The sequence below is a fragment of the Actinomyces timonensis DSM 23838 genome, assembly GCF_000295095.1.
GTDB classification, from domain to species: Bacteria; Actinomycetota; Actinomycetes; order Actinomycetales; family Actinomycetaceae; genus Actinomyces; species Actinomyces timonensis.
On sequence record NZ_JH806632.1, the window covers coordinates 763775 to 784043 of the forward strand.

A 20269-nucleotide genomic window follows, 5' to 3' on the forward strand; every position below is an offset into this window, starting at 1 on the left:
CAGCCGCGCGGCGTCAGTTCAGGCCTTCTTGGCCTCGGCGATGCGCTCGCGGAAGCGGGCGAGCTCGGCGGTGATCTCCGCGGGGAGCTTGTCGCCGAACTGGGCGAAGTACTCCTCGGTGTCGTCCATCTCGGCGGCCCAGGCGTCGGGGTCGATGTCGTACATCTTGTCCCAGGCGGCCCGGTCGACGTCGATGCCCTCGAGGTTGAAGTCCTCGAACTTCGGGTACAGCCCGGTCACGCCCTCGATGGCCTCGACCTCGCCGCCGGCGCGGCGCACGATCCAGTCCAGGACGCGGGAGTTGTCGCCGTAGCCGGGCCAGATGAACTTGCCGTTCTCGTCCTTGCGGAACCAGTTGACCTGGTAGACCTTGGGGAACTTGTCGCCCAGCTCCTCCTGCATCTTCAGCCAGTGGCCCCAGTAGTCGGCCATGTTGTAGCCGCAGAAGGGCAGCATGGCGAAGGGGTCGTGGCGCAGGGCCCCGACCTTGGCGTCCAGGGCGGCCGCGGTGACCTCGGAGGCCACGGAGGCGCCGATGAACACGCCGTGGGCGGGCTCGTACTGCTCGGCGACCAGCGGCACGTTGGTGGCGCGGCGCCCGCCGAACAGGACGGCGTCGACGGCCACGCCCTCGGGGGCCTCCCAGTCGGGGCAGATGATCGGGCACTGCGAGGCGGGCGTGGTGAAGCGCGAGTTGGGGTGCGCGGCCTTCTTGCCGGCCTCGGCGTCGGCGGGCGTGTAGTCGTTGCCCTGCCAGTCGATGAGGTGGTCCGGCAGCGGGGCGTCGATGCCCTCCCACCACACGTCGCCGTCGTCGGTCAGGGCGACGTTGGTGAAGATGGAGTTGGCCTTCATGGTCTCCATGGCCATCGGGTTCGTCTTGTAGGACGTGCCCGGGGCGACGCCGAAGAAGCCGGCCTCGGGGTTGATGGCGCGCAGACGGCCGTCGGGGCCGGGGCGCATCCAGGCGATGTCGTCGCCGACGGTCTCGACCTTGTAGCCGGAGATCGTGGGCTGGAGCATGGCGAGGTTGGTCTTGCCGCAGGCGGACGGGAAGGCGGCGGTGACGTGGTACTGCTTGCCGGTGCTCTCCTGGGTCAGGCGCAGGATGAGCATGTGCTCGGCCATCCAGCCGTCGCGGCGGGCCATGGTCGAGGCGATGCGCAGCGCGTAGCACTTCTTGCCCAGCAGGGCGTTGCCGCCGTAGCCGGAGCCGTAGGACCAGATCTCGTTGGTCTCCGGGAACTGGGTGATGTACTTCTCGTCGTTGCAGGGCCAGGGGGTGTCCTTCTCGCCGGGCTGGAGGGGCGCGCCCACGGAGTGCACGCAGGGCACCCACGTGCGGCCCTCGCCGATGAGGTCCATGGCGGCCGAGCCCATGCGCGTCATAATGCGCATGTTGCACACGACGTAGGGCGAGTCGGTGATCTCGACGCCCAGCTGGGAGATCGGGCCGCCCAGCGGTCCCATGGAGAAGGGGATGACGTACATCGTGCGGCCCACGTAGGTGCCGTCGAACTTCTCGTGGAGGATCTTCTTCATCTCCGCCGGGTCGTACCAGTTGTTGGTCGGGCCGGCGTCCTCCTCCTTCTCGGAGCAGATGAAGGTCCGGGACTCAACGCGGGCGACGTCGCTGGGCAGCGAGCGGGCGAGGAAGGAGTTGGGGCGCTTCTCCGGGTTGAGGCGGGTGAACATGCCCGACTCGACCATCTCGGAGGTCAGGCGGTCCCACTCCTCCTGGGAGCCGTCGCAGAAGTAGACCTTCTCCGGCTTGCCGAGCTCGGCGAGACGGATGGCGAAGTCGATGACGTCCTCGGGCGCGTTGGCGGGAGCAGCGGCGCGGACATCCTGCGCAGTGGCAGTCATATGAGCCCCTTCCTTGGGTTGGTTGACTCTCGATCGGTCGGGGCCAATCCTCCCCCACAACGCGCCGGGAGTCACGCGCACCTTGGTCCTATCGGGACTCTTTCACCAGAAGCGCAGAGGTAGGGTGGAATCATGGCCTGTGCCACACTCCCATGGCGTCCGCCGAGGAGCAGCGCCCCTTGCCAGCCGGGGTACCGTCGAGCAGTGATGAGCACCGCCCCTCACCGAAACGCCAGACTCGCCCAGGCCCGCCGCTGCCATCGGCGGAGCCGGTCAGCCCGCCTCGTCGCACTCGCCGTGCCCCTGGCGGTGGCGCTCAGTGCCTGCACGGCCAATCTCGAAATGGAGATCGGCGCCGATGGCCGCTACAGCGCCGTCATCGAGATGCGGGACTCCACGGGCGAGGTCCTCAAGTCCAAGGACGACTGCCAGGGACTGGCCGACAAGGCCGTGGCGGAGACATCCGCGACCTCGCAGGCCGAGGTCCTCGAGGCCGATGACAACGAGATCGCTTGCAAGATCACCCTCAGCGGGGTGGAGGTCCCCACCTCGGACCAGGCCGCTGCGGGCGCGCTCGTCGTGCGCAAGGACGACCTGTACGTCGTCGATCTGACGTCGCTCACCGACGGGCTCACTGCCCCGACGGGCGCGCAGGAATCCGGGGCCCCGCAGGGATTCCAGGATCCGGTCGGCCCCACGGCGACAAGTGGGGCGACTGCCCCGCCGCTCGACTCAACCATCTCGGTGACCTTCCCCGGCGCCGTCGTCGACGATGGGCACGGGAAGGCGGACGGCCGCACCGTCACCTGGAAGGACACAGACACGATCCTCGCGGGGATCCATGCCACCGGCTACGCGGAGGCGAACAAGGGCCTGGGCTTCTGGGACCGCTACTCCTGGTGGATCACCGGCGGCACGGCCGCGCTGGCGGTGGCCGTCGCGGCGGCGGCGATCAGACGCCGCCGCTCCCGGGCACAGGCCTGACACCGGCGGGCCAGCGACCTCACCCGACCGCGACATCGCAGGCAGGGAGGCGTTCGACGCCTGACCATGCGCATGGGGCGGACTCCCCTGTGCGAGACGGCGGCGGGTTCCCTATGCTGGCGCCATGGCTATCTCCTCACTGCGCCGCAAACTCGCAGCGGCTCTCCTCCTCCCCACCGCCGCCCTCACTCTCGCCGCCTGTGGCGGCGACACCGACTTCGTCATTCACGATAACGACACCTTCGATATGAAGATCGTCGCCTGGGACGACAGCGGCCTCGATCTCCTGGACAAGGACACCTGCTCCGAGGACGGGATGAAGAGCAGGGGCATGGGCACCAGCTCGCTCCCCAGCGGCGTCACGCCGACCTACACCTTCGGGGACAAGGACGGCCACCCCTCCTGCACCGTCGAGATGAACGGCGTCAAGCTGAGCGACATGGAGTCGAGCAAGGGCGAGGGCATCAAGCACGAGGGCGACACGTTCACCTTCGACATGGACATCTCCGGCTTCCAGGACAGCCAGTACAAGAGCTCTGGCATCACCTCCTCCCTGAGCGTCACCTTCCCCGGTGAGGTGACCGAGCACAACGGCAGCTCCACCGTCGACGGGACGAAGGTGACCTGGAAGGACATCATCACCGAGTCCGAGACCAACCTCCACGCCGCCGGCAAGGACAAGGGCAACGGGGACTCCGGCTCGTCCTCCAGCTCCTCTAACATGCCCTTGATCCTGGGCATCGGCGGAGGCGTCCTCGCCCTCATCATTGCGGGCGTCGTCATCGCGATCATCGCCTCCAAGAAGAAGAAGGCCGCCGCCTCAGCGCTGCCCTACGGCGCGCCGGCAGCCCCGGGCCAGCCGATGCAGCCCGGCTACGACCCCACCGCCGGCTACGGCGCCGCGCCCCAGGCCGGCTACCCCCAGCAGGGCTACGGCCCGGCGGTGCCGCCGCAGGATGGCCAGCAGGGCTACCAGCAGCCCTACAACAACCAGGGCGGCCAGTACTGAGCAGCGGGCAGGCCCCACAGCGGCCCTCGCACAGAGCCCCCGGCACCCATGCGGTGCCGGGGGCTCCCCCTATGCCATGAGCGCGCCGGATCGCGGAGGCGCGGTGATGCCTCAGCCGAGGAGCTGGTGGCGGACGATCGTCGCCTCACGGCCGGCGCCCACGCCGATCGCCGAGACGCGGCAGCGCGCCAGCTCCTCGATGCGCTCCACGTAGTCCTGCGCGGCCCGGGGCAGGTCGGAGAACTCCCGGGCTCCCGTGATGTCCTCGCGCCATCCGGGCATGACCTCGTAGATGGGCGCAGCGTGGTGGAAGCCGGTCTGGGTCAGCGGCATCTCATCGGTGCGCTCGCCGTCGACGTCGTAGGCCACGCAGATGGGGATCTCCTCGTGCCCGGTGAGGACGTCGAGCTTGGTGAGGACCAGGTCTGTCAGGCCATTGACGCGCGCGGCGTACCGGGTGACGACGGCGTCGTGCCACCCGCAGCGGCGCGGGCGGCCCGTGGTCACGCCGAACTCGCCGCCCTCGGTCCGCAGGCGCTCGCCCATGGCGTCGGTGAGCTCGGTGGGGAAGGGCCCCTCCCCCACGCGCGTCGTGTAGGCCTTGGCCACGCCGATGACGGAGTCGATGCGGGTGGGGCCCACGCCCGTGCCCGTGCAGGCGCCGCCAGCGGTGGGGTTGGAGGAGGTGACGAAGGGGTAGGTGCCGTGGTCGATGTCGAGCATCGTGGCCTGGCCCGCCTCGAAGAGGACGGTCTTGCCGGCGTCGAGGGCGTTGTTGAGCTCCAGGCCGCAGTCGATGACCATCGGCCGCACGCGGTCGGCGTAGGACAGCAGTTCGTCGGCGACGGCGTCGGGGTCGATGGCGGGACGGTTGAAGAGCTTTGTGAGCAGGCCGTTCTTCTGCTCCAGGGCGGAGGAGACCTTCTGGCGCAGGATCGAGGGATCGAAGAGGTCCTGGATGCGGATGCCGATGCGGTTCATCTTGTCCGCGTAGGTGGGGCCGATCCCCCGCCCGGTGGTGCCCAGCTGGCGGGCGCCCAGGAAGCGCTCGGTGGTGCGGTCCATGACCCGGTTGTAGGAGGGGATGATGTGGGCGTCCGCGGAGATGCGCAGGGAGGAGGCGTCCTTGCCGCGCGCCTCGATCTCCGCGATCTCTGAGAAGAGGACCTCCAGGTCCACGACGACGCCGTTGCCGATGATCGGGGTGACGCCCGGGGTGAGGACGCCGGCGGGCAGGAGGTGGAAGGCGAACTTCTCGCCGTCGATGACGACGGTGTGGCCGGCGTTGTTGCCGCCGTTGAACTTGACGACGTAGTCGACGTCCTGGCCGAACTGGTCAGTCGCCTTGCCCTTCCCCTCGTCCCCCCATTGGGCTCCGACAACGACAATGCCTGGCATGGGACTCTCCTGTTGATCGTGGGGGCGCGCCGGTGCGCGCGCCGCCCTCCAGGCTACCCGAGGCCCGACGGCGGACGCGCCCGGAGTCCACGCCCCGCCGGGGCCAGTGCGGGGCCGCGGGACCCACCGCCCTCGGAGCGCTACGGGCGCCGCAGCCCGGCAAGGCTCTCGAAGACCTCGCGCTCGTGCTGCTCCGATTCATCTCGCGCGGGCGTGTAGACGCCCGACTCGTGGGTGGAGCCGTGGGCGAGGCCCCACTGCCATATCTCCTCGCACTGGGCCGCCGCCACAGCGCGCCTGCGCGAGAACCCTCCCCAGGCCCCACCGGTGCCGGGGAGACGCACCACCCGCCCAGTGGAGCGCATCATCATGACTTTGTCCCCCGCGACATACAGGCCGGAACGAGACCTCGGCCATGGGTATCCGCGCCCACGCGCGCGGATGCCCTTGGCGTCGATCACGGTGCGCCCCACGCACGGCCAGAGGCGGTACGCGCAATAGCCCCAAGAGATGAGGCCGAGGACCAGGGCGAGCAGCGCCCACAGCGCGTCCGAGGAGAGGCCGTCAGCGTCGAGCAGCATCCCGATGCCCCCAGCGATGAAGGCCGCGCCCAGAAGGACAAGGAAGAGGCCGACATCGCACAGGGTCTCCCAGATCCGCGGCCACGGGGGCGTGCGGTAGACCAGCGAATGGGTGGAGGAACGGTGGGCCCGGAATCGTCCCTCCCCTCGGGTGGCCTGGGCGAGCACCGGATCCGCGGGCAGGAGCCGTGGATCGTGGCCCGCCCAGCCGGATTGGACGGCGAAGGCCCAGATGGCGTCCCGGACCCGGTGCGCCTCCTTCTTGGACTTCTCAGCCGAATATCGGAAACTCCCATCGAACACCGCCCCGGGCAGGCGGACGAGGTCATCGTGACCGCTGCCGACCAGGGCGATCCGGTACCTCTCGATGTCCTTGCCGACATGGTTCCAGTTGTCGACGCTGCGTTCCGAGATCGTCAGCCCGGCGCTCGTCGCTGGCCACGGACGGCGCTCGGTCAGGAGCAGGCGGCGCATCTCGATCCCCTGGGAGCTCAGCACTGTGCGGCGCCGCCACATATTCACCGCCCAGAGGGCGACGGGGAGCCCCGGGCACACGGAGAAGAGGAACAGGCTGACCTCCGCGTCTGTGTCGTCAGGGTTGACGAGGTACCTCCCCCAGGACCACGCGAGCAGCGCGATGGGGAGAAGAGCGGTGATGCCGACGGCCGCCCATGACACGGGCCCGCGGCGGATGATGAGCATGGGGCCGCGCTTCCCGTCGCGTTTGACGGATACCCTCCCCCGGAACTCCGGGAACTTCTCCACTGTGCTCTGTGGCATGATCCGCTCCTCGTCGACGTTCAAGAAACGCTGGGCGCAGGGGAGGCCGCTCGCCGGAGGCCGTCGATGACGCCGCGTTGCACGAGGGCGATGAGGTAGGCCTGGAAGCCGACGCCGATGATGACCATGAACCAGGACACCGGGCCCACCGTACCCGGCAGGAGGAGGACGAGCACCACTGGGGCGACGACGATGGCGAGGCAGAGCGCGGTGCGCCCGAGGGCGCCGACGGCCAGACGCAGCGCGTTGCCCATGTGCCGGGCGGCGGTGTTGTCGAAGAAGGCGACCAGGGGCAGCAGCCAGCATCCGACTCCGACCAGGATGAGGGCGCCCGCCAGCACGATTCCCGACGCCCCGGAGCTCAGGCGGACGCTGGCCCCGCCGTCGGCGGCAGAGAGCGTGCGGAGCTCGGCGCCCATGAGCGCGATGAGCACGAGCGCGGGCGGCCACCACACCAGTGAGCCGCGCAGGTTGGCCTTGAAGGAGCGCCACCAGGAGCGCACCGTGTAGACGTCCTCATCGCGGGCCATCTCCATGGCCACGCGGTGGCAGGCAACGAGGGCGGACCCCGCCGTCACCACGGGCAGGCACCCGATGAGGGTGAGCCCATTGATGACGACGAGGTCCGCAGCTGCTGACCACGCCCTGTGGAAGGGCGAGTCGAGCCGGAGGAGTCCGGCCACGTCAGCCCTTGACGGCGCCGGCGGCGACGCCCTCGATGATGTGCTTCTGGCTGACGAGGTAGAAGCCGACGATCGGGATGATCGCCAGGACCAGCATGGCCATCTGAGCGCCCAGGTCCTTGTTGCCGTTGGAGCCGGTGAGCGCCTGGATGACGATCGGGATGGTCTTGTAGTTCTCGTCGTGGCCGATGACCAGGTAGGGCAGGAGGTAGTCGTTCCACACCCACATGGTGTTGAGGATGGCGACCGTGACCGCCGTCGGCTTGAGCAGCGGCATGACCACCCGGAAGTAGGTCTGCAGCGGCGAGCAGCCGTCCATGTAGGCGGCCTCCTCGATCTCCATGGGGATCGACTTGATGAAGCCGGCGAAGAGGAACACCGACAGTGCCCCGCCGAAGCCGAGGTAGAGGACGATCATTCCCCAGGGGCTGGCCAGTCCGAGCATGTCGGCCACCTTGGAGGTGGGGAACATGACGAGTTGGAAGGGGGCGATCATCGAGAAGGCGAAGATGTAGTAGATGACCGAGGTCCACCAGGTCTTCACCCGGGTGATGTAGTAGGCGGTCATGGCGGTCAGCAGGAGGATGACCGCGACGGAGCCCACCGTGATGAACAGGGACCAGCCGATCGCCTGGGCGAAGCCGTTGAGCTGCAGCCCGTGGACGTAGTTGGTGAACCCTGAGAAGCGCTCCCCCGCGGGCAGCGAGAAGGGGCTCTCCGAGATGTAGAAGCGGCCCTTGAACGAGTTGAGCAGGATGAAGGCCAGGGGGATGATCCACACGAGGGACAGGACCGCGAGGATCCCGGTGACGATCATCTTCCCGGCGCGCCTCTCGCGCGGAGCGGCGGTGCTGATGGTGCTGGTAGTGCTGGCGGCGCTCATGCGTCGACCTCCTTGGCGCGGGTGACGCGCAGCTGGACGAGCGCGATCGCGGCGACGATGAGGAAGAAGATCACCGCGGCGGCCTGCGCCTGCCCCATCTGGTTACGGGCGTGGTACATGGTGTTGTAGATGCTCAGAGCAGCCATCTCGGTCTGCTTGAGCGGGGCGCCGTTGGTCAGCGCGAGGTTCTGGTCGAACATCTTGAAGGTGTTGGCCAGGGTGAGGAACAGGCAGATGGTGATCGAGGGCATGACCATCGGGATGGTCACGTTGCGCAATGTCAGCCAGCCGCTCGCGCCGTCGATCTGGGCGGCCTCGATGAGCTCGGGCGGCACGTTCTGCAGACCGGCGATGTAGATGATCATCATGTAGCCCATGAGCTGCCAGTTGACCAGCAGGATGAGGCCCAGGAGGCCGAGGTGCCAGTCGTTGACGATCGTCTGGCCCCAGTGCTTGAGGATCGCGTTGAGCATGACCTGCCAGGTGAAGCCCAGGACGATGCCGCCGATGAGGTTGGGCATGAAGAACACCGAGCGGAAGAAGTTGGTGCCCTTGAGCTTGCGGGTGAGCAGGTAGGCCAGGGTGAAGGCCCCGAGGTTGACCGTGATGATGGAGATCACCGAGACGATGACGGTGAACCACAGCGCTGAGCCGAAGTCCGAGTCGAGGACCTTGGAGTAGTTCTCCAGGCCCACCCACTTTGCGTTCGTCAGGGTCTTGAACTTGGTGAAGGACAGGTAGAGCCCCATGAAGAACGGGACGAGGAAGGCGATGAGGAAGGCCAGGAGCGTGGGCCCGGCGAATATCGGGAAGTACTTCTTGAGTGCGCTGTTCATGATTCCTCTTGCGGCGCCCGGCGGCTCTGCCGGGCCTGATGAAAGGGGGAAGTGGGTGGCTCAGCCGACGGCGTCCGGCCGGGAGACCGGGCGCCGTCGGCCACGTGGTGCCGCGAGAGCGGGGATCAGGCCTTGGACTTGCCCTCGGCCCAGCCGGAGACGAAGTAGTCCTTCACCGCGGTCCAGTCCTCCTTGCCGGAGGCGTACTGGGACAGGTGCTGGCCCAGCTGGTCCTTGAAGTCCTGGCTCGGGAAGGTCTGGAACACCCAGTTGACCGGGTAGAGCGCGTCGTTGTTGAGGTAGGAGACGATCTCCTTGCCCAGCGGGTCGGCCGGGGTGAGGCTGGAGAAGGCCGAGTAGGGGGAGACGGAGACGACGGACTTGTCGACAAGCATCTTGGCGGCCTCGGCGTCGGTGAGGAGCCAGTTGAGGAAGGCCTGCGTGGCCTCCTTGGCGGAGTCGGAGGCCTCGGCGTTGATCGTCAGGTAGTTCTCCGTGCCCAGGGCGATGCCGGACTTCTCCTCGCCCTCGACGCCCACGTAGATGGGCATGAAGTGGATGTCCTCCTCCTTGACCGTGTTGCCCTCGACCTCGGAGATCTGGGACCAGGCCCAGTTGCCGTTCTGCACGAAGACGCACTTGCCGAGCGCGAACTCGGACATGGAGTCGGTGACGGCCTTGGCGGAGGCCTCCGTGGGGGCGATGGTGGAGTTGTTGAGGTAGAGGTCGAAGATCTGCTTGTAGTTGTCCGAGTAGGTGAGCTTGAGGTCCTTGGAGTCGGTGGCACCGAGGTCGCGCAGCTCGTAGAACACGGGGTAGTTCGCCAGGTGGGTCTGGAAGCGCCAGTCCTCGCCCGGGGACAGCGAGGTCGCGGCGAAGGCGCCATTGATGCCGAGGTCGGCCTTCTTGGCCTGGATGTCCTCGACGACCTCCTTGAGCTTGGCGAAGCCCTTGATCTCGTCGACCTTCGTGGCCTTGGCGCCCTCCATCGCGAAGTACTTGTCGAGGATGGCCTTGTTGTAGATGATGCCGTAGCCCTCGGTGGCCAGCGGGACACCGTAGATCTTGCCGTCATCGCCCTTGAGAGCCAGGGAGTCGTCCGTGATGGCCTTCGCGGCGTCGGTGTCGGTGAGGTCGGTGGCGTAGTCCTTCCAGTTGGCCAGGCCGACCGGGCCGTTGATGTTGAACAGGGTCGGCGGGGCGGACTTGGCCACCTCGGAGGTCAGCGTCTCCTCGTACTTGCCGGCGGCGGCGGTGACGACCTTGACCTCAACACCGGTCTTCGTCTTGTAGGCCTCGGCGATGGCCTTGAAGGCCTCCTCGGCCTCGGGCTTGAAGTTGAGGAAGTAGACGCCCCCCTCGTCAGAGGACGACGAGCCTCCCGAGCATGCTGCCAGGGTTGCAGCAACGGCGAGTGCGGCGGAGCCACCGAGCATCGAGCGGCGGGAAACGAGTCGCATGAGGTCCTCCTTTGGACAAGACAACCGCGAGGGCGAGGAAAGCCCCGCGTGAGCGACTGCCCGCTCGACGAGCCCGGGGTAGGTCCGATGTCGCGGGCGACGCCCCATCATTGCACACCTCGCCCCCGTTGCAGCAAATCTTGCAGGCACAGAATCTCCCTTCTCCACCTCCCCTGCCGCCCCATGCCCCCGGACCTGCGCCAAGACGTTGAGCACGACCACGAGCGGTATCGGTAGTTGAGACGGCGGCAGAGACGACGCGCCGTTCGCGCTCCTCGCCGGGGCCACGCGCGGTGGCCCCGGCACCACGAGGGTGCCGGAGCCACCGGAGGTCCGGATGACGGACGTTGGACGGGGCGAGCGGCCTCGCCGCCCGACCGCCCGGGGATCAGCGCTTGGCGGAGCCGACGGAGCCGAGGCGCTCGCAGGCCTCGACGACGCGGGCGGCCATGCCGTTCTCAGCGGCCTTGCCCCAGGCGCGCGGGTCGTAGGTCTTCTTGTTGCCGACCTCGCCGTCGATCTTGAGGACGCCGTCGTAGTTCTTGAGCATCCAGTCGGCCACGGGGCGGGTGAAGGCGTACTGGGTGTCGGTGTCGACGTTCATCTTGATGACGCCGTTGCGCACCGCGGTGGCGATCTCCTCGTCGGTGGAGCCGGAGCCGCCGTGCATGACGAGGTCGAACGGCGAGTCCTTGGTGCCGACCTTGGAGGAGAGGCGGTCGCCGAGGCGGGCCGCGACGTCGTCCTGGATCTCGCCGAGGATCTCGGGGCGGAGCTTGACATGGCCGGGCTTGTAGGCGCCGTGGACGTTGCCGAAGGTGAGGGCCGTGATGTAGCGGCCGTTCTCGCCCAGGCCCAGGGCCTCGATGGCGCGCCAGGCGTCGTCCGCCGTGGTGTAGAGGTTGGCGTTCTCCTCGCCCTTGATGCCATCCTCCTCGCCGCCGACGGCGCCGATCTCGATCTCGAGGATGACGTTGGCGGCCTTCGCGCGGGCGAGCATGTCGACGGCGATGTCGATGTTGTCGTCGAGCGACTCGGCGGAGCCGTCCCACATGTGGGAGTTGAACATCGGGAGCTCACCGCGCTTGACCTGCTCGGCCTCGATCTCGAGGAGCGGGAGGACCCAGGGCTCGAGCATCGGCTTGGGGCAGTGGTCGGTGTGCAGGCCGATCTGGACCGGGTAGAGGTCGCCGACGGCGCGGGCGTAGGCGGCGAAGGCGATGGAGCCCTTGACCCTGTCAGCGCGAGAGGAGCCGGACCAGTAGGCGGCGCCGCCGTTGGAGATCTGAACGATGCCGTCCGACTCGGCGTCGGCGAAACCCTTGAGGGCGGCGGAGAGAGTCTGGGAGGAGGTGACGTTGATGGCGGGGATGGCGTACTTGCCAGCCTTCGCGCGATCAAGCATGTCCGCGTATGACTCCGGGGTTGCGATGGCCACTGGGTGCCTCCTGGGTGAGATGTGGCAATGGTGCGTGGCCGATTCTTCCACGGATCGGACCGATCGGATACCGGGCGATGGTCCCGAGATCCCGACCGGGGAACGCGCGGGTGTGTCCAGGCGGGAGGGCTCAGGCCCGGCCCGGCGGGCCGCGCGGGCCAGTCCGGCGGCACAGCGGGAGGGCGGGCGGGTCAGTCGGGCGCGGGACCGCCGTGCTGGCAGATCCAGGCGTGCATGGCCACTGCCGCCGCGGCGGCCACATTGATGGACCGGGTGGAGCCGTACTGGCCGATCCGGTGGAGCCGGGCGCAGCCGGCGAGGAGCTCGGGGCTGATGCCCTCGCCCTCGGAGCCGAAGACCATGAGGCAGCGCTCAGGGAGGCGCGCCTCCTCCAGGGGCGTGGAGCCAGGGCCGTTGTCGATGGCGATCGGCTCGTAGCCCTCGGCGCCGGCCCAGGAGAGGAGGGAGTCAGGGCCGGGGTGGTGGCGCACGGTGAGGTAGCGGTCGGTGACCATCGCGCCGCGCTTGTTCCAGCGGCGCCGGCCCACGATGTGCACGCCTGAGACATTGAAGGCGTTGGCGCTGCGCACGATGGAGCCGATATTGAGGTCCTGGCTGACATTCTCGATGGCCACCCGGAGCGGATGGGTGCGGGAGGCGAGGTCGGCGCGGATGGCCTCCACTCTCCAGTAGCGGTAGCGGTCGACGACGTTGCGCCGATCCCCCTTGGCGAGCAGATCGGGGTCGTAGTGGGGATCATCGGGCCAGGCATCGGGCCCGCCCGGCCATGGCCCCACGCCGACCTCGCGACGATCGGCGGGGGAGTCCGCGTCGGGCGGCAGCGCCGCCCAGTAGTCCTCAGGCGCCACGCTGGACTCCTCGCGATCGGAGGAGGACGTCGCGCAACCTTGCCACCTTGATGTCGTAGCCCGCGGCATCCGCTGGTCGCACGTACCGTTCTTCCTGCCGCAGGCGGCGCAGGTCGTCATGCGCTTCGTCGTTGGTGATGCGCCCCGCGACCTCCGCTCGGACCAGGATGTCGACAGTCGTGTAGCACCTGGAGCCGTGCAGTTGGTGTTCCGCCAGGCGCAGAGCGCCCGCATCGTCAGAGATGAAGACCGACCCGTTCAGGTCGGCACGATCGCGGATCAGCACAACGGTCTCCGCCTCGCCTCGGTGCTGGCTGAGCGGATCACCCGGGGCTCTGAGCGAGTTGACGAGGGAATCGATATTGATCTGCTCTCGCCTGTCAGGAAAGAGCGCCACACCACAAGCTTCTCGAATCCCCTGATCGGCACGCTGAAGGCTCAGCGCTCTCATGCTCCTACGCCACTCCCATTCGACCGATGCGCACCATCGCCCCCTGCCTCGCAGAAACCATGAGAGCAGGTCAACGCGCCGCAAGATGGCGAAGTTGATGAGAACCGTGTTGTCGGGGAAGAAGAAGGGGGAATCCGGCACGGTTCACCCCAGGTCGCCAAGTAGTTCGAGGTCCAGTTCATCCAGGACGTCCGGGGTAGGCACTGCCTCGTCGTCCTCCTCGGCACCAGCGTCTTCCTCGGGGGTGATGCCGAGAGCCCAATCCAAGGAGGCTTGAGGAGCTTTGCCCTGCTCCACCGCGAGCCGGAGCGAGGTCAGCAGGTGCGCCGGGAAACGACGAGTCGCCCAAGCCACTCCCCTGAGCGTGACCTCATCGGGTGTGGCCACACTCTCCGGCAGATAGGCCGAGAGAAGAGTCGGCGTCGCCATGTTCAAGGCGCCCTTCGCCTCCGACGGCACCTCTAACCGCAAGTAGCTCAGACGGGTTCTCAGGGCATGCGTGGACACCCCGAGCCCCCACACCGCAGTCGCGACATCAGCAGCGCTGGACCAGGGCTGACGCCGCATCAGTTCACACGGCATGAGGAGTTCGGCCGCATAGGAGTTCGCGGCGTTCTCCGCGGGACGGGGATCGGCGCCATCGCCTGGGTCGGCACGGGGATCGAAGAGGTGACCCAGCTCGTGCGCGAGAGTGAAGGTACTCCGGAACCAGTTCCTGCTGGCCGGGAGCACAATGACGGGCTTTCCGCCCAGTGTGAGCGAGTAGCCGGAGCCCTCGAGCGGAACGATGATGACATCAATGCCGAGCCCGCCCTCTACTCGCGCGATGAAGTCGAGGGGAAAGCCCTTGCCAAGGGTCCGTCTCAGTTCGCCGGGACTCCGGCTGTCAGATGCCCCCATCATGCCAGTGCGGCCTGGCGGTAGAGCAGGGCGATCCCCTCAAGAACCTCGCGATCGGGCTCGGCATGCGCCGCATACCTGCGCGATGCGCGGTCGTAGGCATGTCTCGCGGCGGCGCGCGCCTCGAAGGGGTCCGGTTCACCAGTGATGAGGTAGTGCAGCGAAGCGTCAAGAGCGGAGGCGATCTCGGCGAGTTCGACCGCCGCGAAGGACCGTGTCCCCCCGAGGGCCTTGGACAAGGCGGACTCGCTCATCGCCACCTGACGCGCGAGCTCGGCCTGCGTCAGTCCAGAAGCGCCAAGGGCTTCCTTCACCCGCTCCGCGATCCTCTCCATGCCACCAGGATAGTCGGAGTTTTCGATTTTCGAAAGAGTCGAGGTGGGGGCTCCGTTGAACCGTGACGATCCAGCGATGCGGGACCGCGGGCCCTCAGTCGAGGCCGAGGTCGGCCAGGCCGAGGGCGGCGTGGTAGGGCAGGCCCGCCTCCTCGATGCGCTCGCGCGCCCCGGTGGAGCGGTCCACGATGACGGCGACGGCCAGCACCTCGGCGCCGGCCTCGCGCAGGGCCCCGACCGCCTCCAGCGGGGAGCCGCCCGTCGTGGAGGTGTCCTCCAGGACGATGACGCGCTTGCCGGCCACATCCGGGCCCTCGATGCGGCGCTTCATGCCGTGGTCCTTGGCGGCCTTGCGCACCACGAAGGCGTCCAGGTCGAGGCCCCGGGCGGCTGCCGCGTGCAGCATGGCGGTGGCCACGGGATCCGCGCCCATGGTGAGCCCGCCGACGGCGTCGTAGTCCTCCGTGGTCAGGCCCGCCTCCTCGAGCATGTCGAGCATGACGTGGCCGATGAGGGGCGCGGCCTCGTGGTGGAGGGTGGCGCGGCGCATGTCCACGTAGAAATCGGAGGTCAGGCCGGAGGCGAGGGTGACGGTGCCGCGCACGACGGCGAGCTCGCCGACGAGCTCGGCCAGGCGGGCGCGCTGGGAATCATTGGTGCTCACGCCCTCAAGGCTAGACGATCCGGGCCCCGGCCTCCCGCTCGGGGAGGCCGGGGCCCGGATGAGCCGCTGGCGCTCAGGCGAGCGCGGCGATGGCGGCGTCGTAGTCGGGCTCCTGGCCGATCTCGGGGACCTGCTCGGTGTAGAGGACCGCGCCCTGGGCATCGAGGACGACGACGGCGCGGGAGAGCAGGCCGGCCAGCGGGCCGTCGGCGATCGTCACGCCGTAGTCGGCCCCGAAGGTGGAGCGGAAAGTCGAGGCGGTGACGACGCCGTCGATCCCCTCGGCGCCGCAGAAGCGGCCGAGCGCGAAGGGCAGGTCCGCGGAGACGCACAGGACGGTCGTGTTCTCCAGGGAGGCGGCGCGCTTGTTGAACTCGCGCACGCTCGTGGCGCACACGCCGGTGTCGATGGACGGGAAGATGTTGAGCACGACGCGCTGGCCGCGCAGGGACCCGCTGGTCACGGGCGCGAGGTCGGCTCCGGCGAGCTCGAAGTCGGGGGCGGCGCTTCCCACTGCGGGCAGGGCGCCGACGGTCGTGATGGTGTCTCCATGGAGGGTGATCTCAGCCATGGCGCCATCATGGCAGGACCATCGTCCTGCGTCTCTCCCGCTCTGCCTGCCGCGAACAGGACGGGCACGGGGCCTCGGGGCGTGGGCCTCAGTACTGGGTGCGCACGGAGGCGTGCCCGGCGACGCGGCGCACGAACCACCTGGGGGCCAGCCGCAGCACGGCGTTTCCCGCCTGGTAGCGGGCCGACGGCGTGCAGATGACCTGGCCGCGGCGCACCGCCGCCAGGGCCTCGCGGGCGACGTCGGCGGCGTCGAGCCACACGGCGTCGGGCCACTGGGACTCGTCCATGCCGGCGCGGTCGTGGAACTCGGTGCGGGTCAGGCCCGGGTTGAGGACGGTCGCGGTCACGCCGGTGCCCGCCAGCTCGGAGGCGAGGCCCTCCGTGAAGCTCCGCACCCAGGCCTTGTGGGCGGCGTAGGTGCCCATGGCGGTCAGGGCGGTCATGCTCGCGACGTTGAGGATCGCTCCGTGCCCGCGCCCCACCATCCCCGGAAGGGCCTCGTGCGCGAGGGTCATGACGGCGCCGACCATGACGTCGAGGGCGCGCCTCTCCTGGGCGAGGTCGCCGCCGACGAAGGGCTGGCCGACGGCGAACCCGGCGTTGTTGACGAGCAGGTCGATGGGGCGGGCGGCGACCTGCTCGGCGGAGTGCACGCCCTGCGCCCCGGCGACGGCACCGCTCACGCCGCCCCGCAGGCGCGCGGCCACGCGCTCGAGGTCGTCGGGGACGGAGAGGTCGGCGTCGATCACCTGGACGCCGACGCCCGCGGCCTGGTGGATCTCCTCGGCGACGGCGGCCAGGCGGGCGGCGTCGCGGGCCACGAGGACGAGGTCGTGGTGGGCCTCGGCGAGCTGCCAGGCGAGCTCCAGGCCGATACCCGAGGTGCCTCCGGTGATAAGCGCTGTTCCCATGCCCCCAGGCTAGCGCCGGGGCCCACCGCGTCCGGGCAGGGCGGGCCGCGGGCGCGGCCCGGCAGCACGGCCGGTAGCCTGGGCCCATGCGCATCGCCACATGGAACGTCAACTCGATCCGCACCCGCGTCGAGCGGGTCGTGGACGTCCTGGAGCGCCACGGCGTCGACGCGCTGGCCATGCAGGAGATCAAATGCCGCCCGGACCAGTTCCCCCGCGAGCCCTTCGAGGCCGCTGGCTACGAGCTGGCCATCCACGGGCTCAACCAGTGGAACGGGGTGGCGATCGCCTCGCGCGTCGGCCTCGGCGACGTCGCCACCTCCTTCTCCGGGCAGCCCTCCTGGGCGGCGAAGGAGGGCGCCGAGCCGGTCATCGAGGCGCGCGCCCTGGGAGCGACCGTCGGCGGGGCGCTGGAGGGCGTGGCGCCGGTGCGCCTGTGGAGCCTGTACGTGCCCAACGGCCGCGAGCTCGACCACCCGCACTACGCCTACAAGCTCGCCTGGCTGTCCGCGCTCAAGGACGACGCCGCCTCCTGGATGTCCGCCGATCCCTCCCTGGCGCTGGCCCTCGTGGGCGATTGGAATGTGGCGCCCCGCGATGAGGACGTGTGGGATATGGCGGCCTTCGAGGGCGCCACGCATGTCTCCGCCGCGGAGCGCGAGGCCTTCGGGGCCTTCGAGGGGCTCGGGATGGTGGAGGCCACCCGCGAGCGGGCCGCCAACTACACCTACTGGGACTACCAGAAGCTGCGCTTCCCCAAGAACGAGGGGATGCGCATCGACTTCGTCTACGGCTCCCCCGCTTTCGAGGCGAGGGTGACCGGCGCGCTCATCGACCGCGACGAGCGCAAGGGCAAGGGCGCCTCCGACCACGTGCCGGTCATCGTCGATCTCGACTGACCCGGCCGGCGGGTCTCGGGCAGCCGGGCCTGGCCGGCCCGCTCAGCCCGGCGCCGGGGCCTGGTCAGGCGGGCGGGCGCCGGGGCCCGCGGCGCCCGCCATCGGATTAGGCTCGTGACATGAGCCCCTCATCATCGTCCCAGGTCGCGTCCCCCTCCTCCGCTGGCTCCCCCAGCGCCGCGACGCCGTCGGCATCCCCGGCAGCGCGGGCCCTGCGCGAGCCGATGACGGCGCCCATCGGCAACGAGACGATCGGGACGCTCCTGGCGCACCGCACCATCCGCGCCTTCACGGACGAGCCCGTGGGCGAGGAGGTCATGCGGACGCTCCTCACCGCGGCGCGGGCCTCGGCCACCTCCTCCTACTTCCAGCAGGCGACGATCATCCGGGTGCGCGACGCCGCCGTGCGCGAGGCCGTCCACGCCGCCTCCGGGCAGCCCTATGTCGGCGGGGAGCGCGGGGAACTGCTCGTGCTCGTCGTCGACCTGCACCGCAATGCCGTCATCCGCGAGCGCGCCGGGGCCTCGACCGAGCCGCTGGAGCGCGCCTACACCTTCCTCCAGGGCTGCCAGGACGCGATGATCGCCGCGCAGTCCATCATGGTGGCGGCGGAGTCACTGGGCCTGGGCACCTGCTACCTCGGCTCGATCCTCGGCGACCCCGATGGGCTCATCACCGCCCTCGGCCTGCCCGAGAGGACCTTCCCGATCGTCGGCATCCTCGTGGGGCACCCGGCGCAGGAGCCGCAGTACAAGCCGCGCCTGCCCGAGGGGATCACCGTCGGCGTCGACGCCTATCCGGCGCTGGAGGCCCACGACGCCGAGCTGGCCGCCTACGACGAGCGCGTCACCGAGTACTACGACCTTCGGGACGCCTCGCGCCGCGTCGACTCCTTCACCGAGCAGATCGCCCGGATGGTCGGTCAGGGGCGGGCCGCGCAGGCGCCCATCCTCGATGTCCTGCATCGCCAGCGGCTCTGCCTGCACTGACGCGGGACGGCAGAGGCAGGAACGAGCAGGAATGGATAGGAGCGGACAATGAGCGGGCACGCGCTGGCGGCACTGGGGCTTTTCGACTTCCCGACGGCGCTCGTCGTCACCGAGGGGGGCCGGATCATCGCCGAGGAGGGCGACGTCGACGCCGTCTTCCCCTTTGCCTCCGTGACGAAGCCGATCGTCGCCTGGTCGGCGCTCATCGCCGTTGAGCGCGGGATGATCTCCTTGGATGACCCGGCCGGGGAGGGCTTGGAGGGCGCGACGATCCGCCACCTGCTCTCCCATGCCAGCGGCGTCGCCCCCGACTCCGGCAAGGCGCTCGCCGCGCCGGGCACGCGGCGCATCTACTCCAACCGGGGCATCGAGATCCTGGGGCGGCGCCTGGCCGAGGCCACCGCGACAGATCTGGAGACCTGGGTGGAGACCACCGTCCTGGAACCGCTGGGCATGGCGAGCGTGCTCATCCCCGGCTCGCCGGCGCACTCGGGGCAGGGAAGTGCCCGCGACCTGTCGGTCTTCGCCCGCGAGCTCGCCGCGCCGCGCCTGCTCGGGGTGGGGCTCGCCGCGCAGGCCTGCGCCCCCGTCTACCCCGAGCTCAGCGGCGTCCTGCCCGGCTACGGGAAGCAGGATCCCAATCTCTTCGGCCTGGGCGTGGAGATCCGGGGGCATAAGCAGCCCCACTGGACGGGCACCGGGAACTCGCCTGCGACCTTCGGGCACTTCGGCCAGTCCGGCTCCTTCCTCTGGGTGGACCCCGTGGCTGGGCGCGAGGCGGTGTTCCTCGGGGCCGAGCCCTTCGGGGAGGCGCACCGGCAGGCCTGGACCGCGCTGGGCGACCAGATCCTCGCGCTCTAGCGGGGCGGTTTCTGCGGGGCGAGGGCGCGGGAAGGCCCCTCGCCCACAATCTCGCCGTGCTGATCGCCCGGTTTCGCGGTGCTGTTCACCCGGTCTCGGTGGAGGGATGGGAGAGAGGGGAACAAGACGGAGGGGCGGATACGATGCGGGAGATGTCCAGCATGTCCAGCACTGCCTCCGCCCAGCCGCAGGCGCCTGAGATGGCGCCGGGCTACGCCGTCGTGGACCTGGAGACCACGGGGCTGTCCCCGAGCGCTGACGCGATCCTCGAGATCGGCCTCGTCCACCTCGACGCGCGCGGCGAGATCGAGCGCAGCTGGACCTCGCTGGTCGACCCCGGTCCCGGTGATGACGGCGCCCGCGAGGTCGGCCCCACGTTCATCCACGGGCTCACCCCCGACGACGTCACCGGCGCGCCCCGGATCGCCGAGCTGGCCGACCTCATCGCCCGGGACCTCGCCGGGCGGGTGGTCGTGGCGCATAACGCCCGCTTCGACCTCGGCTTCCTCAGCCACGCGCTGGGCGGCCTCGGGATGCTCGACGCCGATGCCCCCATCCCCCAGGTCTGCACCATGCGCCGCGCCCGGGACTACCTCACGACGCCGTCGCGCCGACTCACCTCCTGCTGCGAGGCGGCGGGCGTGCCTCTCGCCGCCCACCACACGGCGCTCGACGACGCCCTGGCCTGCGCGGGCCTGCTGCGCCGCTACCTCGCGGTCGGCCGCGAGCGCGGGCAGGCCCGCCCCGCCTGGAGCGCGGAGCTGGACGCGGCGGCGGCCTTCACCGGTCTCACCTGGGACGACCGTCGTGCCGACGCCGCCCGTGCCCGCCTGGTGAGGCGGCGCGACAACTGACCGGGGCCCGCGTGGGATCTGGAGTTCTCCCAGTCCCGCGCGGGC

At 69.5% G+C, this 20269-nt stretch carries 21 protein-coding genes; 6 read left to right on the forward strand and 15 right to left on the reverse strand.

What is annotated here, in order from left to right; translation table 11 throughout:
- Window positions 1-18: 18 nt before the first annotated feature.
- A complete protein-coding gene (locus tag A1QA_RS0103435) occupies window positions 19-1866 on the reverse strand; it encodes a phosphoenolpyruvate carboxykinase (GTP) (RefSeq protein WP_017177530.1) in 1848 nt (615 codons plus the stop codon).
- A 342-nt stretch (window positions 1867-2208) separates the two neighbouring features.
- Here A1QA_RS0103435 and A1QA_RS0103440 point away from each other — a divergent pair, with 342 nt between their 5' ends.
- Together A1QA_RS0103440 and A1QA_RS14855 are read left to right on the forward strand one after the other, a co-directional pair.
- On the forward strand, window positions 2209-2850 hold the full coding sequence (locus A1QA_RS0103440; protein ID WP_017177531.1) for an LppM family (lipo)protein: 642 nt from the start codon (window positions 2209-2211) through the stop codon (window positions 2848-2850).
- Between the two features lie 124 nt (window positions 2851-2974).
- Window positions 2975-3859, forward strand: a complete 885-nt coding sequence (locus A1QA_RS14855; RefSeq protein WP_017177532.1) for an LppM family (lipo)protein — start codon at window positions 2975-2977, stop codon at window positions 3857-3859.
- Between the two features lie 111 nt (window positions 3860-3970).
- Here the strand turns inward: A1QA_RS14855 and A1QA_RS0103450 are convergent, their stop codons facing one another.
- The 14 genes from A1QA_RS0103450 to A1QA_RS0103510 all read right to left on the reverse strand — a co-directional run bounded on the left by A1QA_RS0103450 (window position 3971) and on the right by A1QA_RS0103510 (window position 16621).
- Window positions 3971-5257, reverse strand: coding sequence for an adenylosuccinate synthase (locus A1QA_RS0103450; RefSeq protein WP_017177533.1), 1287 nt, complete (start codon window positions 5255-5257; stop codon window positions 3971-3973).
- Between the two features lie 140 nt (window positions 5258-5397).
- Complete coding sequence (locus tag A1QA_RS0103455) at window positions 5398-6618, reverse strand: hypothetical protein (protein ID WP_017177534.1); 1221 nt, start codon at window positions 6616-6618, stop codon at window positions 5398-5400.
- A 20-nt stretch (window positions 6619-6638) separates the two neighbouring features.
- Window positions 6639-7301: a MusI family membrane protein gene (locus A1QA_RS0103460; protein WP_017177535.1), complete on the reverse strand. Its 663-nt coding sequence runs from the start codon at window positions 7299-7301 to the stop codon at window positions 6639-6641.
- 1 nt (window position 7302) lies between these two features.
- On the reverse strand, window positions 7303-8184 hold the full coding sequence (locus tag A1QA_RS0103465) for a carbohydrate ABC transporter permease (RefSeq protein WP_017177536.1): 882 nt from the start codon (window positions 8182-8184) through the stop codon (window positions 7303-7305).
- Window positions 8181-9020 carry a carbohydrate ABC transporter permease gene (locus A1QA_RS0103470; protein WP_017177537.1) on the reverse strand — a complete coding sequence of 280 codons (840 nt, stop codon included), beginning with the start codon at window positions 9018-9020 and terminating at the stop codon, window positions 8181-8183. The genes A1QA_RS0103465 and A1QA_RS0103470 overlap by 4 nt, the downstream gene beginning before the upstream one ends.
- A 125-nt stretch (window positions 9021-9145) precedes the next feature.
- The gene (locus A1QA_RS0103475) at window positions 9146-10480 is read right to left on the reverse strand and encodes an ABC transporter substrate-binding protein (protein WP_017177538.1); all 1335 of its coding nucleotides are present in this window, start codon (window positions 10478-10480) and stop codon (window positions 9146-9148) included.
- 388 nt (window positions 10481-10868) lie between these two features.
- A complete protein-coding gene (fbaA, locus tag A1QA_RS0103480) occupies window positions 10869-11918 on the reverse strand; it encodes a class II fructose-bisphosphate aldolase (protein WP_017177539.1) in 1050 nt (349 codons plus the stop codon).
- A gap of 191 nt (window positions 11919-12109) precedes the next feature.
- A complete protein-coding gene (locus A1QA_RS0103485) occupies window positions 12110-12787 on the reverse strand; it encodes a TrmH family RNA methyltransferase (RefSeq protein ID WP_017177540.1) in 678 nt (225 codons plus the stop codon).
- Window positions 12777-13238 (reverse strand): hypothetical protein, encoded by a 462-nt coding sequence (locus A1QA_RS14860; RefSeq protein WP_154652218.1) that lies wholly within the window; start codon window positions 13236-13238, stop codon window positions 12777-12779. The genes A1QA_RS0103485 and A1QA_RS14860 overlap by 11 nt, the downstream gene beginning before the upstream one ends.
- A gap of 144 nt (window positions 13239-13382) precedes the next feature.
- A complete protein-coding gene (locus A1QA_RS14865; protein WP_051000507.1) occupies window positions 13383-14141 on the reverse strand; it encodes an ImmA/IrrE family metallo-endopeptidase in 759 nt (252 codons plus the stop codon).
- A complete protein-coding gene (locus A1QA_RS14870; RefSeq protein WP_051000508.1) occupies window positions 14138-14473 on the reverse strand; it encodes a helix-turn-helix domain-containing protein in 336 nt (111 codons plus the stop codon). Before A1QA_RS14870 ends, A1QA_RS14865 begins: the two co-directional genes overlap by 4 nt.
- A gap of 94 nt (window positions 14474-14567) precedes the next feature.
- Window positions 14568-15137: an orotate phosphoribosyltransferase gene (gene pyrE / locus A1QA_RS0103500; RefSeq protein ID WP_017177542.1), complete on the reverse strand. Its 570-nt coding sequence runs from the start codon at window positions 15135-15137 to the stop codon at window positions 14568-14570.
- Between the two features lie 73 nt (window positions 15138-15210).
- On the reverse strand, window positions 15211-15708 hold the full coding sequence (tpx, locus tag A1QA_RS0103505; protein WP_017177543.1) for a thiol peroxidase: 498 nt from the start codon (window positions 15706-15708) through the stop codon (window positions 15211-15213).
- An 88-nt stretch (window positions 15709-15796) separates the two neighbouring features.
- Window positions 15797-16621, reverse strand: a complete 825-nt coding sequence (locus A1QA_RS0103510; RefSeq protein ID WP_017177544.1) for an SDR family NAD(P)-dependent oxidoreductase — start codon at window positions 16619-16621, stop codon at window positions 15797-15799.
- 86 nt (window positions 16622-16707) lie between these two features.
- Here A1QA_RS0103510 and A1QA_RS0103515 point away from each other — a divergent pair, with 86 nt between their 5' ends.
- The 4 genes from A1QA_RS0103515 (at window position 16708) to A1QA_RS13265 (ending at window position 20224) form a co-directional block, all read left to right on the forward strand.
- The gene (locus tag A1QA_RS0103515) at window positions 16708-17520 is read left to right on the forward strand and encodes an exodeoxyribonuclease III (protein ID WP_017177545.1); all 813 of its coding nucleotides are present in this window, start codon (window positions 16708-16710) and stop codon (window positions 17518-17520) included.
- A 224-nt stretch (window positions 17521-17744) separates the two neighbouring features.
- Window positions 17745-18509 (forward strand): nitroreductase family protein, encoded by a 765-nt coding sequence (locus tag A1QA_RS0103525; protein ID WP_017177547.1) that lies wholly within the window; start codon window positions 17745-17747, stop codon window positions 18507-18509.
- A 48-nt stretch (window positions 18510-18557) separates the two neighbouring features.
- Entirely contained in the window at window positions 18558-19370 is an 813-nt protein-coding gene (locus A1QA_RS0103530; protein ID WP_017177548.1) for a serine hydrolase domain-containing protein, read from the forward strand.
- A gap of 152 nt (window positions 19371-19522) precedes the next feature.
- Window positions 19523-20224 (forward strand): 3'-5' exonuclease, encoded by a 702-nt coding sequence (locus A1QA_RS13265; protein ID WP_017177549.1) that lies wholly within the window; start codon window positions 19523-19525, stop codon window positions 20222-20224.
- Window positions 20225-20269: the final 45 nt, after the last annotated feature.

Bases quoted from the DNA above. Each gene is read 5' to 3' on its own strand.
- A1QA_RS0103435 (WP_017177530.1), bottom strand. From the start codon at position 1,866: ATGACTGCCACTGCGCAGGATGTCCGCGCCGCTGCTCCCGCCAACGCG.
- A1QA_RS0103440 (WP_017177531.1), top strand. From the start codon at position 2,209: ATGGAGATCGGCGCCGATGGCCGCTACAGCGCCGTCATCGAGATGCGG.
- A1QA_RS14855 (WP_017177532.1), top strand. From the start codon at position 2,975: ATGGCTATCTCCTCACTGCGCCGCAAACTCGCAGCGGCTCTCCTCCTC.
- A1QA_RS0103450 (WP_017177533.1), bottom strand. From the start codon at position 5,257: ATGCCAGGCATTGTCGTTGTCGGAGCCCAATGGGGGGACGAGGGGAAG.
- A1QA_RS0103455 (WP_017177534.1), bottom strand. From the start codon at position 6,618: ATGCCACAGAGCACAGTGGAGAAGTTCCCGGAGTTCCGGGGGAGGGTA.
- A1QA_RS0103465 (WP_017177536.1), bottom strand. From the start codon at position 8,184: ATGAGCGCCGCCAGCACTACCAGCACCATCAGCACCGCCGCTCCGCGC.
- A1QA_RS0103470 (WP_017177537.1), bottom strand. From the start codon at position 9,020: ATGAACAGCGCACTCAAGAAGTACTTCCCGATATTCGCCGGGCCCACG.
- A1QA_RS0103475 (WP_017177538.1), bottom strand. From the start codon at position 10,480: ATGCGACTCGTTTCCCGCCGCTCGATGCTCGGTGGCTCCGCCGCACTC.
- A1QA_RS14860 (WP_154652218.1), bottom strand. From the start codon at position 13,238: ATGAGAGCGCTGAGCCTTCAGCGTGCCGATCAGGGGATTCGAGAAGCT.
- A1QA_RS14865 (WP_051000507.1), bottom strand. From the start codon at position 14,141: ATGATGGGGGCATCTGACAGCCGGAGTCCCGGCGAACTGAGACGGACC.
- A1QA_RS14870 (WP_051000508.1), bottom strand. From the start codon at position 14,473: ATGGAGAGGATCGCGGAGCGGGTGAAGGAAGCCCTTGGCGCTTCTGGA.
- tpx (WP_017177543.1), bottom strand. From the start codon at position 15,708: ATGGCTGAGATCACCCTCCATGGAGACACCATCACGACCGTCGGCGCC.
- A1QA_RS0103510 (WP_017177544.1), bottom strand. From the start codon at position 16,621: ATGGGAACAGCGCTTATCACCGGAGGCACCTCGGGTATCGGCCTGGAG.
- A1QA_RS0103515 (WP_017177545.1), top strand. From the start codon at position 16,708: ATGCGCATCGCCACATGGAACGTCAACTCGATCCGCACCCGCGTCGAG.
- A1QA_RS0103525 (WP_017177547.1), top strand. From the start codon at position 17,745: ATGACGGCGCCCATCGGCAACGAGACGATCGGGACGCTCCTGGCGCAC.
- A1QA_RS0103530 (WP_017177548.1), top strand. From the start codon at position 18,558: ATGAGCGGGCACGCGCTGGCGGCACTGGGGCTTTTCGACTTCCCGACG.
- A1QA_RS13265 (WP_017177549.1), top strand. From the start codon at position 19,523: ATGTCCAGCATGTCCAGCACTGCCTCCGCCCAGCCGCAGGCGCCTGAG.